The 15369-nt window shown below is 45.3% G+C and carries 11 protein-coding genes; 8 read left to right on the forward strand and 3 right to left on the reverse strand.

All coding sequences use genetic code 11. The features are described from left to right. The first annotated feature begins 20 nt into the window (after positions 1-20). The 4 genes from FN124_RS14960 to FN124_RS14975 are packed head-to-tail and all read left to right on the forward strand — an operon-like array spanning position 21 to position 4753. Positions 21-596 carry a glucosaminidase domain-containing protein gene (locus tag FN124_RS14960; RefSeq protein WP_185937221.1) on the forward strand — a complete coding sequence of 192 codons (576 nt, stop codon included), beginning with the start codon at positions 21-23 and terminating at the stop codon, positions 594-596. Positions 597-617: 21 nt separating this feature from the next. Beyond that, positions 618-2024, forward strand: coding sequence for an SGNH/GDSL hydrolase family protein (locus FN124_RS14965; protein ID WP_142685634.1), 1407 nt, complete (start codon positions 618-620; stop codon positions 2022-2024). Beyond that, entirely contained in the window at positions 1996-3282 is a 1287-nt protein-coding gene (locus FN124_RS14970; RefSeq protein WP_142685635.1) for a GDSL-type esterase/lipase family protein, read from the forward strand. Before FN124_RS14965 ends, FN124_RS14970 begins: the two co-directional genes overlap by 29 nt. Next, on the forward strand, positions 3269-4753 hold the full coding sequence (locus FN124_RS14975; RefSeq protein ID WP_142685636.1) for an MBOAT family O-acyltransferase: 1485 nt from the start codon (positions 3269-3271) through the stop codon (positions 4751-4753). Before FN124_RS14970 ends, FN124_RS14975 begins: the two co-directional genes overlap by 14 nt. A 6-nt stretch (positions 4754-4759) precedes the next feature. Here FN124_RS14975 and FN124_RS14980 read toward each other — a convergent pair whose 3' ends face one another. Continuing rightward, entirely contained in the window at positions 4760-5683 is a 924-nt protein-coding gene (locus tag FN124_RS14980) for a helix-turn-helix transcriptional regulator (protein WP_142685637.1), read from the reverse strand. A gap of 253 nt (positions 5684-5936) precedes the next feature. Between FN124_RS14980 and FN124_RS14985 the strand changes: the two genes are divergently transcribed. Continuing rightward, positions 5937-7184 (forward strand): porin, encoded by a 1248-nt coding sequence (locus FN124_RS14985; protein ID WP_260607460.1) that lies wholly within the window; start codon positions 5937-5939, stop codon positions 7182-7184. Positions 7185-7335: 151 nt separating this feature from the next. Continuing rightward, the gene (locus FN124_RS14990; RefSeq protein ID WP_142683762.1) at positions 7336-8883 is read left to right on the forward strand and encodes an IS1182 family transposase; all 1548 of its coding nucleotides are present in this window, start codon (positions 7336-7338) and stop codon (positions 8881-8883) included. A 120-nt stretch (positions 8884-9003) separates the two neighbouring features. Here the strand turns inward: FN124_RS14990 and FN124_RS14995 are convergent, their stop codons facing one another. Beyond that, positions 9004-10053: a sensor histidine kinase gene (locus FN124_RS14995; RefSeq protein ID WP_185937222.1), complete on the reverse strand. Its 1050-nt coding sequence runs from the start codon at positions 10051-10053 to the stop codon at positions 9004-9006. A 169-nt stretch (positions 10054-10222) separates the two neighbouring features. Beyond that, positions 10223-10906 carry a response regulator transcription factor gene (locus FN124_RS15000; protein ID WP_079471020.1) on the reverse strand — a complete coding sequence of 228 codons (684 nt, stop codon included), beginning with the start codon at positions 10904-10906 and terminating at the stop codon, positions 10223-10225. 369 nt (positions 10907-11275) lie between these two features. On the opposite strand from FN124_RS15000, the gene FN124_RS15005 reads away from it, so the two are divergent. Together FN124_RS15005 and FN124_RS15010 are read left to right on the forward strand one after the other, a co-directional pair. Continuing rightward, entirely contained in the window at positions 11276-13474 is a 2199-nt protein-coding gene (locus FN124_RS15005; protein WP_142685640.1) for a hypothetical protein, read from the forward strand. A gap of 130 nt (positions 13475-13604) precedes the next feature. Continuing rightward, positions 13605-15365 carry an ABC transporter ATP-binding protein gene (locus FN124_RS15010; RefSeq protein WP_142685641.1) on the forward strand — a complete coding sequence of 587 codons (1761 nt, stop codon included), beginning with the start codon at positions 13605-13607 and terminating at the stop codon, positions 15363-15365. The last annotated feature ends 4 nt before the right edge of the window (positions 15366-15369 follow it).

Consider the following 15369-nt stretch of genomic DNA (forward strand, 5'->3'; position numbering starts at 1 on the left):
CTGTATCAAAAAATACTACCATGAGAATTTCAACATTCTTTAAGAGGACAGTATGGTTATGTGCGGTGTTACTATTGCTAATGCTCAGCAATGTTGGGTTTGCACAACAATCCACAAACAAATATCTGAAGAAATTTAAACCGGTTTCTGTAGAATTAATGCAGGAAACCGGTATCCCAGCCAGCGTTATCCTCGGGATAGCGATGTTGGAATCAGGCACCGGAACAAGCAGGAATGCAAAATTATTGCACAACCACTTTGGTATCGTTGGACAAAATAACATATCCAAAGTTAAACCGGGAGCAAGGTCTGTGTACAAACAGTATGTATCAGACATGGCTTCCTATGAGCATTTTGTGGAAGTACTGGCACGTAAGAAATGGTTTGGCGAATTAAAAGGTAACCCCGAATTTACCGTATGGCTCAAAAAGATGAACCATAGCGGTTATTCATCTGCCGGCCATGAGTGGATAAAAAGAGTGACAAACATTATTAACCGCTATAAATTGTATAAGCTGGACGCAGGTATGGATAGCGTGGCAACGGAATCACAAAAATGGTTAACCGTAGGCATGCCGGCAGCAGGCGAACAGTGATGTGCTACAGATCATTAAACTATGTCCGGCAAAAATAAGTCTGCCTACCCGTTCTATATTATTCTGGGAACTTTAGTTTGCGTAGTAGGGCTGTCACAGCTCAATTACAGCTTTTCATATAAAGACTTTCAATTCCGGAAGCTGGATATGTTATCAGAACTGAGAACAACTTCCACTTCCCCGGACGATCAAAAGCTTACTGCAGGCGGCAACGACAGCAGTAAGCTTTCTGGTTTAGACAGCACCGGTACAGCCGGTAATCCGCATGTGCCTAACCCGGATCATACCCACGACTTCATGTCGTATACCGGCATCATGGAATATGCCTCCCCTGTGCCCGGCGACTCTATTGTTGGGATGAAACAATTCCTCACTGCACTTAAAGAGCTGAAAGCGGGTAAACGCCGCAAGGTAAGGATTGCCTATTTCGGTGATTCTATGATCGAAGGAGACCTGATCACCGGTGATCTGCGCGACAGCTTACAGCATTATTTTGGTGGAGGTGGTGTAGGATTTGTGCCGGTTACCTCTGTGGTAGCATCTTTCAGAACCACTATCACACATACTTTTTCTACCGACTGGAAAGATTATCATTATAAGAATTCACCGCCGTCTGATGTTACCCTCGGATTATCAGGGCATACCTTTTATCCCGGTGGCAACAGCTGGGTGAAGTATTCCCCTGTGAAAAAGCCGCTGCTCGATAAATTCAGCGAAGTGTCTGTATTGTACGGCCCTGCCGGATCAGGTGCCATCACTATTAACGATAAGGCCTATACGCTTTCTGGTAATGAGCCGGTGAACAGGCTGGATCTGCGGCAGGATACCGGAACTGCTTCCGTAGTTATCCGCAACACCGGCGGCGCGATGCCTTTTTATGGTGTTTGCTTTGAAAACGGGGATGGTATTTATGTAGATAACTATTCGTTCAGAGGTATCAGCGGAGTGGAACTTGGCCGCTTGTCTGCCAGTATGATCCGTCGCATGCAGGAGGAACGTCCTTACGACCTGGTGGTGATGCACTATGGCGCCAATGTATTATTCCGCCCGGAACTCACTGACTACAGCTGGTATGAGCGCCCGATGAAGAAAGTGATGGACTCACTCCGCCGGGACCTGCCATCAACTTCATTCCTGATCATCGGTACTGCCGATAAATCTTACAGAAAAGCCGACAAATATATTACCGCACCAGGTGTGGAAGCACTGCTGAAAGTACAGCACGATCTCGCCGCTGGTCATGGTACCGCCTATTGGAACCTTTTTGCCGCTATGGGCGGCGAAGGTGCTATGGTAAAGTGGGTAGAGGGAGACACCGTGATGGCCAACAAGGACTATACACACTTTAACAGAACGGGAGCAGCCAAAGTTGGAGCGCTGCTTTATAAAGCTATTATGAATGAATACAGTCAGGCACAACAACCTTAGCGCAAAATGGGTGGCAGTGCTTTTACTGATACTCAGCGGATTTACAACTTATGCACAACAAATGGCCGATGCCGGCAGTATCCAGCAGGATACGGCGTTGTACAATGTTTTTTTCTCGCTTCATGAAGCAGACAGTAATGTAATATCCATCCTGCACCTGGGCGATTCCCACGTGCAGGCAGGATACTTCCCGCTTACTGTTGCCTCCCTGTTGCAAAACCGGTTTGGCTATGCCGGCAGGGGATATGTTTTCCCATACAACCTGGCAGGAACCAACGGACCGGAAGATTTCAAGTGGAACAGCACCGTGAGGTGGGCTTCAGAACGGGTGGTAGACCGGAATAAATCTGATGTACTGGGTCCCGGCGGTATTGTCATCATTTCCCAGAATGATGCGCCTACCCTGTCGTTCAGCGGTAAAACAGATGGTGCAATGGATAATAATTTCCGTAAAGTAACCCTCCTGTATGATGCCGGTAATACCAATAACACCCTTGTGGTGCCGGATGCTACGGTAACAGTAACGCCTGCCCCTTTTCCCGGTTCATCTACCCTGAGCAAAGCTACTCTCGATTTCCTGCAAACATCACAATCTTTCCAGGCAAGATGGGAAGGCACCGGCAACGGTCCATTCAGGTTTTATGGCGCCATTATGGAAAACAGCCGCAACGGGGTATTGTACCACAGTGTTGGCATTAACGGGGCCATGTTCCAGCATTACAATGAAATCAGCAATATCCTGCTGGCGCAGATGGCGGTGCTGAAACCCAGGCTGGTTATCATTTCCCTGGGCACTAACGAAGCCTATGGCGGCAGAATGGATCCCCTGGCTTTCAGGGATGAAATAGACAAAACGGTAACCCTGCTCCGGGAACAGGACCCCTCCGTAAACATCCTGCTTACCACTCCTCCGGATTGTATGCGTGTAGTGCGTAAAGCTACCCGTAAAAAAGTAGGCAAAAAGAAATACAGAACAGTATACCATACCGCTTATTATCCTAATCCGTATATCTCGATGGTGACCCAGCAGATCCTGGGATACGCACGGCAGCACGGCATCGCCTGCTGGAATTTTAATGCGGTAAATAAAGCGCAGAAAGCCAGATTTGCAGGAGCCTGGGGCCCCGATCACATTCATTTTAATGCAAGAGGATACCAGTTACAGGGTCAGTTGTTATACGAAGCCCTGCAACGTTCTTATACACATTATCTACAGCAAACAAAGAAAAATCCATTAACCTCCGATGATCGACATTAATAAATTGTTATACCAACTGTCGTACCATGAGTCAGACCCGGTTCTTTTTAACAGTGGGTTCTTCTTTTATTACTTTGCGCTTTTCCTGATGTGTTACCTGTTGGTAAGCAGGAATAAAACCGCCAGGGTATGGGTATATACGGTATTCTCACTTTATTTCTTTTATAAAGCCTGCGGTTATTACGTAGGACTGGTCATACTTTCAGCGATTGTAGACTTTAATTTGTCGAGATGGATCCATGAAAGCCCCGATAAAAAGGTAAAGAAATCGCTGCTGATACTGAGTATTTTCCTGAATATCGGGTTGTTGTTTTATTTCAAGTACACCAACTTTTTTATCGGGATCGTCAACGATATCACAGCAGGGCATATTTCCACGCTGAAGCTGATCCTGCCTATTGGTATCTCTTTTTATACTTTTGAGAACCTTAGCTATACCATAGATGTGTACCGGGATGAAATCAAGCCCGTGGATAATTTTATGGACTATCTTTTCTTCCTCTCTTTCTTCCCGAAACTGATGATGGGGCCTATTGTGCGCGCGGCGGATTTTATCCCGCAGATCTCTATGCCTTACCGTCTTAGTTCAGAAGATATCGGTAAGGGAATGTACCTGATCATGGGGGGATTATTTAAGAAGATTGTTATCTCGGATTTTATTTACCAGAACTTTGTACAATATATTTTTGATGATCCCAGCAAGCATACCGGCCTGGAATGTTTAATGGGCGTGTATGGTTATGCGTTGGTAATTTATTGTGACTTCTCCGGTTATTCTGATATGGCGCTGGGTATTGCGCGGTGGACCGGTTTTAAGATCCCTCCCAACTTTGATTCCCCGTACCAGAGCTCTTCCATTACTGAATTCTGGCGCCGCTGGCATATTTCGCTGTCCAGCTGGTTGCGCGATTACCTGTATATACCATTGGGAGGTAACCGTAAAGGAAAGGTGCGCCAGTATGTTAACCTGGCGCTAACCATGCTGATTGGGGGTTTCTGGCATGGTGCCAGCTGGAATTTCATTTTTTGGGGGGCTATGCACGGTAGTGCGTTGGCGGTTGATAAGGTGAGGATCGATTACCTGAAGAAAAGCAAAAAAGTGATCACGGGATGGAAAGCTACTTTCTTTAAAATACTTGGGGTGCTTATCACTTTCCACTTTGTTTGTTTCTGCTGGGTATTTTTCAAGGCAGCCACTTTTCATGACGCATGGTCGCTGATACACCAGGTAGTATACGATTTCCAGCCGGAGATAGCCCTGGAGCTGTATAACGGTTATACCGCTGTGTTCTGGGTAATGGTACTCGGCTTTATATTACATTTCCTGCCTTCCAGAGTGGAATTCTCCGTGGAGAAAATACTTGGTCGTATTCCGGTGGCAGGTAGTGTAGCTATCATGGTGGCTTTCATCTGGTTACTGGTACAGGTAAAAAGTACCCAACCGATGATCCCGATTTATTTCCAGTTTTAATATCTTTTACCGTTTCTGCCAGGGAATATAGATTTCAGAATCATTTTCGCCTGTCAGAGAAATGAAGAAGTGGTTACCGCTCATTTTGAAGTATCCTGCACGGCAGCTGTTGTTAATAAACTCGTACATGGGCAGGCCGGCCGCTGCGAAGTTCATGGGCACCGGCAGTTTTTTATAATGACCGCCTGGAACACGTTTCGTAAAAAGGCTGTATGGTTGCTGGAATGAGCTTCGCACCTGATTGTGGGCTTTATCGTACTTGTTTTGCATGGGAATCATAATACCTACATACATCATCATTTTTGAATAATCGGTAACGGGCACTATGTCCAGGGTACCTGTGATGATCATGGCGCCGGGCAGTTCCAGAGATGTTTTAATGGCGTAAAGCTGCTTCTGGTAGTTACTGAGGTATTCCACCATTGTTCTCACCGGGTCGCCGCCGTTCCTGGGGAGGATATTATAGTACAGCAGGTAATCCTGCAGCCTGATGTCTTCCGTACGGTCTGTAGTGAAAATGAGATGCTGTGGATCATCATGTGGTGTGGAGGCACTTTTGGTGCGTTCCAGCGTATTCTTCTCACTTTCCAGGTGAAGCCGGTTGCGGAAGCTGATGGGGGCTTCATTAAAAAATTCTCTGAATGCTTTGGTAAAGCTGGATTGTGTATACCCGCACATTTCACTGATCATTCCCACACTGTAATCACTGTGCCGGAGGTATCCTGCACCTGCTTCCACTCTCCGTCTTTTTGTGAAATGCATGTAAGAAGTCCCGTACATCTCTGCAAATTTATGCGAGAAGTTATCCACAGATTCGCTGATCAGTGCAGCTACTTCCTTAAGGCCACGGTCGCCCTGGGGATCGTCATGGGATAATGAAATAGCCAGTTGCAATTTTTTCTCCCAATGGTTAAAAGTTGATGGTTTCATGGAGGCGTAATTTTTGGAGTAACCTAATTTACTTTAAAGCCCGAAGGCAACAGATAAGCCGGCCGCAACAGGAATGGATTAACGAGCTGTTAACGATTTACCCGCTTTAGCATAAACAACTGGATTAAATAATGGCTAATTCTATACTTTTGCGCAATAATTTTAGTACCTGATGCGCACTGCCAGAATTTTTCCGATCGTTATTTTGATGTTATGTTTCACGGGAACTGCCCGTGCGCAATTTCTGATGGATATGATAGATACCACTACCGAAATGGGGAAGGGGATGATATCCATGTATATGAAATATGATGCACTGCGGTTCAGCGGGTATATCCAGCCGCAATTCCAGATGGCGCAGTCGAGGGGCGCCCAAAGCTATGCGGCAGGGAATTTCCCGGGAGCCTCCGATAACCGCTTTACCCTGCGTCGCGGACGTATCCGGGTGGATTACGAACGCTATAACAAGGAAGACATGCCGGTGGTGCAGTTTGCTTTCCAGTTCGATGGTACTGAAAGAGGTGTAAATATCCGGGACTTCTATGGTCGTTTTTTTGAGACGAAATTTAATTTGTTCTCACTGGTGGGGGGAATGTTCGCCCGCCCGTTTGGTTATGAAGTGAACCTGTCGTCGGCCGACCGTGAAACCCCTGAGCGTGGGCGGATGTCACAGATCCTGATGCGGACAGAGCGGGACCTGGGAGCAATGATCTCCTTTGAGCCACGCCGTAAGGATCATCCCCTGCGTTTCCTGAAAATAGATGCGGGCGCATTTAACGGGCAGGGGCTGACAGCTACCACTGATTTCGACAGCCATAAAGATTTTATCGGGCGTATCGCCATAAAACCTCAGAAAATAAAGGGAACAAAGAGCCAGTTATCGGGTGGCGCCTCTGTACTATATGGCGGCATGCAGCAGTTTACCAGGCAAATTTATACCATGGGGGCAACCGGCGGGAAGCCTGTTTTTATGGTGGATTCTTCAACGGTTAATGTAGGGAAAATCGCTCCCCGGCATTATTTCGGGGCAGATGTACAATGGAAGATCTCCAATGGTGAAAAGAGGGGCTATACCCAGTTCCGCGCAGAGTATCTACGGGGAAAACAAACAGCCACAGCGTCCACCACTGAAACGCCGGGCACTATCCCTGTTGCGGCAGACGGAAGTTTACAACCGCTGTATATCCGCAGTTTTGACGGCGCATATCTTTATTATATTCAAAACCTCGGTAGTGTAAAACACCAGGCAGTATTGAAGTACGACTGGTACGATCCTAACACAAAGGTAAAAGGTAAAGAGATCGGCGTCCCGGGTGCAGGGCTAACCCCCGCGGATATACGCTATAACACGGTAGGCATCGGTTACCTCTACTATGCCAATGAACACCTGAAATTCATGGTGTACTACGACTGGGTTACCAATGAAAGCACGGAACTGCAAGGATATAAAGATGACCTGAAAGATAATGTGCTTACCTGCAGGATGCAGTATCGCTTTTAACAGTACGGTTTATAAAGAAGAGGCTGTCTCATAAATAAATGATGCAGCCTTTTTTTATTTACTAATTAGGGTCCATTTATCCACGTTGGTGGTTGATAAATATTTTGATTTTGGGGTATTTGCAGCCAAAATGATTGCCTATTTTTAATTTATGGCAAGAGGAAAATCATTAGTAGTGTCCTTTAAGAGCAATCACCAGTATCAGGGAATGCTCCTACCTCCTGATTTAAGTGAGCTGGTGGCTCAAAATCACCCTGTACGGGTAGTCAGCGATATTCTGGACAAAGTAGACATTGGGCAGTTAATGCAGCAGTATAAACCAGGAGGGGCAAGTAACTATCATCCCCGAATGTTGCTGAAGGTACTGGTTTTTGCATATATAAATAATATATATAGTAGTCGCAAGATAGAGGAAGCCCTTCATCAGAATATCAACTTTATGTGGTTAAGTGGCATGAGTAAGCCCGATCACAATACAATTAACCGATTCCGGGGCCAACGTCTTCAAAAAACCTTGCAACCTATCTTTACGCAGGTAGTATTACTATTATGTGAAGAAGGAGTTTTGAGTTTGAAAGAACTTTACACCGACGGCACAAAAATAGAAGCCAATGCAAACAGATACACTTTTGTATGGGGCAATTCCATAAAAAACAACAAGGCAAAAATGCAGCAGCAGCTGAATGAATTATGGCAATACGCTCAATCTATTGCTGCTGCCGAGTTAGATGACGATCACGATCCATCGGGCTTTGATAAAATTGCCAGTGAAAAAATTGAGCAAACAATAGCCACGATAAATGAGGCATTAAAAGACAAACCAATAGATAAAAAAATAAGGCAGAGATTAAACTATGCTAAGAAAAATTGGCCTTCTGCACTAGCGCGTTATGCCGAACAGGAAAACATAATGGGGGATGACAGAAGCAGCTATAGCAAAACAGATGAAGATGCCACTTTTATGCGAATGAAGGAAGATCATATGAAAAACGGACAATTAAAACCAGCATATAACCTACAGATAAGCACTAATAACCAATACATTGTCAATTACAGTCTTCATCAGAATACCACTGATACCAATACCCTGCAGGGGCATCTGAATATATTTAGACGCCAGTATGGGAAAATGCCTTCCAATATCACGGCTGATGCAGGATACGGAAGTGAACAAAACTACGAATGGCTTGAAAAAAAACGTATTACGGCCTATGTAAAGTATAATCATTTTGACCGTGATCAACATGGAAATAGCCGGAATAAAAACCCATATAGGACAGATAAACTTACCTATGATCAGGAAAAAGACAAATATATCTGTCCGTCTGGGAAAACGATGAAAAATATTGGTAGTCACCAGCATCTTACTAAGGCTGGCTTTAAGCAAACCATCACCAGGTATAAAGCTGGAAAATGTAATGGATGTCCATTACGGAGTGATTGCCATGGGCAAAAAGGGAATCGAATAATCGAGGTAAATCACAATTTAAACCGCTTAAAACGGCGAGCAGAAAAAAGGCTGAAAACCAAGCGGGGCATCGAAAAACGTAAGCAAAGATGCCATGACACCGAACCTGTTTTTGCTAATATCAAGCATAATCACCTATTTAAGCGATTTATGATGCGAGGGCTGGACAAAGTGAGTATTGAAGCCGGATTATTAGCATTAGCACATAATCTTCGTAAGAAGGCTGCTTAAAATGGCTGGCGAACCCTTGGTTTTTAATTTTCAAATCAAATTGACGGAAATATTATTATAAACGAAAGAAGCTGCCTCAATATTTATGAGACAGCTTCTTCTTTATCGGTAATGATTAATTTATTCTCTTCCTGATTCCATTGTAAACCCGAACGTACTGCCTATTTCGGGTTTGCTGCGTACGGTAATGGACTGATCGTGGGCTTCCACGATATGCTTAACAATGGCCAGGCCCAGGCCGGTGCCGCCAATGTCGCGGCTACGGGCCCTGTCGGTACGGTAAAACCGTTCAAATACACGAGGCAGGTGTTCTTCTGCCATCCCTATACCATCGTCGGAAATTTCTATCAGCACTCTTTTGCCATCCATGCTGTAAATGCTGGCAATGGTATGGCCATCGGGTTTGCCGTATTTAATTGAGTTATCGACCAGGTTAATGAGCACCTGCCGGATCTTTTCTTTGTCGGCATATACCGGCTGTGGCGCTTCGCAGCCTTTTTTGATACTGAACTTAATGCCTTTGGTATTGGCTTTCAGCGACAGGGTATCAAATACATCCTTTATCAGGTCCTGGATAACGAATACTTCTGCATTCACGGTCATTTCCCCGCTTTCCAGTTTGGATATTTCATCCAGGTCATCGATCAGCCGGCAAAGGCGGTCGATGTTCTTGGTAGCATTTTTCAGGAACAGCTTATTTACGTTGGGATCTTCCAGCGCGCCATCCAGCAGTGTGTGAATATAGCCCTGAACGGCAAAAATGGGCGTTTTCAGCTCATGGGAAAGGTTCAGCAGGAATTCCTTGCGGAACTCTTCATTCCTGCGGAGGTTCTCCAGTTCTTCTTTTTTCTGGCTGGCCCATTTTTCTACATCTTCACTTACCTCTTCAATGGTTTTCAACGGAAGAATATTTTTCTGGAAGAACTCTTCCCGTTTCGACGCTTTGGTCTGGTAAATGAATTTGTAGATCAGCTTTATCTTCCTGTAAATGAAATTCTGCAGGGTATAAAGATAGAGGTAATATGACACGAGGAAAGTAAGCACAAAAGCTCCCACTACCACTTTCCAGTTGCCATCTATTACCAGGCTGCCCAGTGCAATAACGGCAGATATGATAAGGGCTGTAAACCCCGCTAACTTCTGGGGGGACAGGTTTTTTGCTTTAAACATACTCCAAAGTGAGTAATTAAGGTAATAATGGGAAATTACTTTAAATTTTTTATTTGACAACAGTAATAGCTTTTAACCAGCAGTATTTAGCTGCCGGCGAATATGTTTTGGTGGGATTTGAATACGCTGCGGCGGGAATGCCGGCAGCTAAAGGCTAACAGGCGGTAGACTACATTTCAAATTTATAGCCTACACCTTTTACGGTCGTGATTAAATCGATGCCTATTTTCTGGCGTATCTTACGGATATGCACATCGATGGTACGGTCGCCCACAATCACTTCGGTACCCCATACCTGGTTAAGGATCTCGTTGCGCAGGAATACACGGCCGGGTTTGGACGCCAGTAACTGCAACAGCTCAAACTCTTTCTTTGCCAGGATGATTTCCTGCCCTTTGTATGTAACAGTGAACTTTTCCCGGTCGATGATCAGGTCGCCCAGTGTTACGCGGGTTTCCTCGGGTTTGTGTAAACGGCGGAAAAGCGCATTGATACGGCTTACCAGTAACTTAGGTTTAATGGGTTTGGCAATGTAATCGTCTGCTCCCATATTTAACCCGTCTACTTCCGATTTTTCATCATTGAGCGCAGTTAGAAACAATACCATCGTGTCTTTGAACTCAGGGATTTTCCTGATTTCGCGGCAGGTATCGATCCCGTTCTTGTTCGGCATCATGATATCCAGCATAATCAGATCCGGTCTGAATATCTTTGCTTTCTGGATAGCCTCGCTACCATCTTTCGCCGTTACGGTATCGTAACCTGCTGTTTTAAGATTGTAACTGATAATTTCCAGAATATCCAACTCGTCATCTACTACCAGAATTTTTCCTGCAACCGCTTGGTCTATCATAAATTTTGCTTTTAAAAAGACGGGACAAAATTATAAAGCCATCTCCGTGATTAATGGAAAATTAACATTATGAAATTGTTAATTCAATATCAGACTGGTTTTCCGCGTTCCACAACAAGGTACGCCAAATAATGATGCAGTGTCAATATGACAACTATTCGCTATTCATAGCTATATGATTATGAAAAAAGTAAACCGTTCTGTGTTTTTCTGAAGATAATATCAGCCAAACCCGGATCATCTATTTACATATGAAATATTATGAATATATTTCCTCTTAAAAAACAATAGATAGTAACCAAATGCTGGCAAACTCTGTATTTGGTTGTAAATTTGCTATCTGGTCCCTGGGAAAAGATCACATTTAGTATGAGAAGATTTTTATTAGTAATCGCGCTGACTGTATTGGCAGCAAGCCACATGCAGGCGCAAAGCAGTCACCATCCGATTCCAATCAGCAGACAAGGGTTTCATGACAACATCGATAAAGAGCAGGCCGCTGCCGCCAAATTTGACGGGAAAGCGGATGACCTCGTGAAAGTTTCGGAGGATCAGACCATCAACCTGCAGGTGACCAACGCCCTGATAAAAGAGGTGGATGATATGCAGCAGGAAATAGAGGACAACGATTCACTGGATCACCGGTTGAAGGTAAAGTATCTCTCCGCTATTTATGTAATGGTGAAAGATTACAACCAGAAGCGGGCGCGCAGTAAAATTGATCCGGAAGAAGCTCCCGCCATGGTGGCTGCCTTCCGCAATATGATGCATGCCGATATTAAAGGGAAGAGTATCCTGCCTTATATCAATAACCTTTCTTATGAAGCATCCGAAAGGATCATCGAATCGTTTCATGATAACCCCGGCTACAAAGATGCCAGGGGACAGGTATTCTCCAAATATGCCTTCAATAACCTGGAAACGGTAATGCCCAAACTGGCGGATTATCTTAATTACCCGGGCACTGATTCCATTGTGGCAGCCGTAGCGCGTAAATATCCCAACCAGATACTTACCTATGCTACTTCCTACACCCCGATGGCCAATGCTATCAAACGTAACCAGGATCCGATTGTACAACAGATTGTGCGTATAGGGCAGTCGCCCCAAAGCACCAGGATACTGCCTTTCATCGACGAGCTCCTGGCCGGTACCACTACCGTGGAGAAACTGGAGCCCATAGTAGACAACGACTACCAGTATTTCAAACAGATGGTGAAGTCCACTATCGCCTTGCAGAAAATGAAAAGCGACGGACAAAATCCATACGGCCTGAAGGCCATGATGGAAAACATGCAGGCAAAATCGCTGCTGTATATCCGCTCTGTAAACGACCTGCATGAAGAGCCTGCCCCGGTAAGGTTTGCCATCGTCAAGAACTTTACGCCGGAAGAACTGTATTACCTGATCATCAACGGTCAGGAAGAACTGTACACTTCGAGTTATACCAATCACAATAATGCCGGCCTGTACGACCAGATGATGCTCCGCATGAAGCCTCCGCGTGGCGACAGCTTACTGATGATGGTGAATTTCGACCGTTTCAAAAAGTTCATTGCCATGGCTGCCGGTTTCAATACGCTGGATAATTTTCTGAAGTCCATGGCCCCGGAAAATTCCAACTATCTCATGCAGAAATACGTGCAGAACCTGGAAAAGACCGAAGACCTGGAAGATGCCGTGGATGTGGCCAACTCCTTTGGCAGTATCCGCGATGAGAAACTGCTGGAATTCCTTCGCGAGGAGGTAAAGAAGAATCTGAACTATGTAAGAAAGCATAACGATAAACGCGGAACCGTTATTTACCAGCTGCTCAGCAGCCTGTTTGAAACCGAATCGAAGTCAGAAAATGATTCGTCCAAAGCCACGGATATGGCTGCTAAGCTGCAGTTGCCGCCTATCAACTACGTTACCTTTAATACACTTGAGAGCGATAGCGGAAGGGTGTACCAGCAGGTATTTTTTTATGGAGATAAAGACGGCCAGGAGTCGTACGCCAGCTTCATGACCAACTTCCCTTCGTCCGATTGGAGAGTAAGCAAAAATAAATACTGGACTACCATCACCTCGCTGAAAGGCAAGCCCACTACTATTTACGCAAACCTGCCAACAGATGAGCCTGCGGATAAAGAAGCTATTTCCAAACTGTCTGAATACCTGGATGAAAACGATATCCATCCTACTATCTTCATTCACCGCGGACATAGCTATCATATCAATACCACCCTGGATAACCTGCAAAGCTCAGCCAAGATAGTGGTGCTGGGATCCTGTGGCGGTTATCATAACCTGGCTACCGTGTTGGAAAAATCGCCGGAGGCGCATATCATCTCCTCCAAACAGGTGGGTACCCGTTTTGTAAACGAACCTATTATCCACAGCCTGGAAGACCAGGTGCGTTCCGGCAAGAATGTGGACTGGGTAATCATGTGGGCGCAGCTCACCAAACGGTTTGCCGGTGATGCCCGCAACAAAGACCTTTTCAGCGATTATGTGCCGCCGCATAAAAACCTGGGCGCCATATTTATTAAGGCCTACAAGCAGATTATGAAAGACGAAAAGAAATAAGGGTTATAAATTATTTTCCCGGAAGGCGCAGGACTCCTGCGCCTTCTTTTTTTGTGTACCCGACATTCGCAGTAAGTCCTGCGTAATTATTTTTTATCGTAGGTTTGTTGCGTAGTTTAAACCTGGCACATTGGAAAATCTTGCGGTAAAGAAAGTATTTGACTTCAGTTTATTACGGCGCATCTTCTCATTCGCGGCCCCTTACAAACGATCCTTCTACATCTCCATGATATTAACGGTGGTACTGGCCGCTATTTCCCCTTTACGCCCTTACCTGATCCAGGTAACGGTAGATAAGTATATAGCCGGTCAGCTGATGCAGATGCTGGTCCTGGTAACGATTGTGCAAATCGGGTTGTTACTGCTGGAAACCGTGGTGCGGTTCTATTTTTCCTATCTCACCAACTGGCTGGGACAATCTGTGGTAAAAGACCTGCGGGTAACGGTATATAAAAAGATTGTGCACCTGAACCTGGCGTTCTTTGATAAAACCCCCATTGGTACGCTTACCACCAGGACTATCAATGATATTGAGGCCATCAATGATGTGTTTTCAGAAGGTATCATTTCTATTGTGGCAGATCTGTTAATGATCATTGCCATACTGGTAGTGATGTTTATGGAAGACTGGCGGCTGACCCTCATCAGCCTGTCGCCTTTCCCGGTGCTCATCTTTGCCACATACATCTTCAAGGAAAGCGTGAATAAATCCTTTTACAGGGTACGTAACGCGGTATCGGCGCTGAATGCCTTTGTGCAGGAGCATCTTACAGGAATGGTGGTGGTACAGGCTTTTACCGCTGAAAAAAGAGAGTTTGCCCGTTTTAAGCATATCAATAAGGAGCACCGCAAAGCCAATATCGATGCCATTTTTGCCTATTCTGTCTTTTTCCCGGTTGTGGAAATTATCCTGGCCATTTCGCTGGGGTTAATGGTATGGTGGGGAGCCAACAAGGTACTGAATTACGAGGTTACCCAGGGGGTGATGATCGCTTTCATCATGTACCTGAATATGCTGTTCCGGCCGCTGCGCATGCTGGCAGATAAGTTCAATACGCTGCAGATGGGTATGGTGGCCAGTGAACGGGTATTCAAAGTGCTCGACAACCAGGATTATATTCCGGACAGAGGGCATCAGTCGGCCGGAAACATGAAAGGGGCTATCACTTTTGACAATGTGAGCTTTGCGTATGTAGATGAGCGTTATGTGCTGAAAAATATCAGTTTTCATGCAAAGCCCGGTAATACGGTGGCAATTGTGGGGCATACCGGTTCCGGTAAAACCACTATTATCAGTATTCTTAACAGGTTATATGAAATACAGAAGGGAAGTATTAAGATAGATGATATTGAGCTGCCAGCTTATTCCCTGGAATCGTTGCGCAGTAAGATAGGGGTGGTATTGCAGGATGTGTTCCTGTTTGCCGGGTCTATTTATGATAATATTACCCTGCATAACAGTAACATCAGCAGGGCAAAGGTAGAAGAGGCTTCCAGGCTGATAGGGATCCATGATTTCATTATGCAGCTTCCTGGTGGATACGATTACCAGGTGATGGAGCGGGGAAGCACGCTTTCCCTGGGGCAGCGGCAGCTGATCTCTTTTGTGCGGGCGTTGTTATACGACCCGGCTATCCTGGTACTGGATGAGGCCACTTCTTCTGTGGATACCGAATCGGAAATGATGATACAGCAGGCGATAGACAAGCTGATTGCCGACCGCACGGCTATTATTATTGCCCACCGGCTTTCCACTATCAGCAAGGCCGATAAAATTATCGTGCTGGATAAGGGGGAAATTAAGGAGATGGGTACCCATGATGAGTTGCTGAAACTGGAAGGTTTTTATTTCAAACTGTATAGCATGCAGTTTAATGTGAGCAAGGTGTGAGAAG

The organism is Chitinophaga polysaccharea (assembly GCF_902150045.1).
Lineage (GTDB): Bacteria > Bacteroidota > Bacteroidia > Chitinophagales > Chitinophagaceae > Chitinophaga > Chitinophaga polysaccharea_A.

Coding starts and splice junctions, on each gene's coding strand:
- FN124_RS14960 (WP_185937221.1), top strand. CDS start 21: ATGAGAATTTCAACATTCTTTAAGAGGACAGTATGGTTATGTGCGGTG.
- FN124_RS14965 (WP_142685634.1), top strand. CDS start 618: ATGTCCGGCAAAAATAAGTCTGCCTACCCGTTCTATATTATTCTGGGA.
- FN124_RS14970 (WP_142685635.1), top strand. CDS start 1,996: ATGAATACAGTCAGGCACAACAACCTTAGCGCAAAATGGGTGGCAGTG.
- FN124_RS14975 (WP_142685636.1), top strand. CDS start 3,269: ATGATCGACATTAATAAATTGTTATACCAACTGTCGTACCATGAGTCA.
- FN124_RS14980 (WP_142685637.1), bottom strand. CDS start 5,683: ATGAAACCATCAACTTTTAACCATTGGGAGAAAAAATTGCAACTGGCT.
- FN124_RS14985 (WP_260607460.1), top strand. CDS start 5,937: ATGATAGATACCACTACCGAAATGGGGAAGGGGATGATATCCATGTAT.
- FN124_RS14990 (WP_142683762.1), top strand. CDS start 7,336: ATGGCAAGAGGAAAATCATTAGTAGTGTCCTTTAAGAGCAATCACCAG.
- FN124_RS14995 (WP_185937222.1), bottom strand. CDS start 10,053: ATGTTTAAAGCAAAAAACCTGTCCCCCCAGAAGTTAGCGGGGTTTACA.
- FN124_RS15000 (WP_079471020.1), bottom strand. CDS start 10,906: ATGATAGACCAAGCGGTTGCAGGAAAAATTCTGGTAGTAGATGACGAG.
- FN124_RS15005 (WP_142685640.1), top strand. CDS start 11,276: ATGAGAAGATTTTTATTAGTAATCGCGCTGACTGTATTGGCAGCAAGC.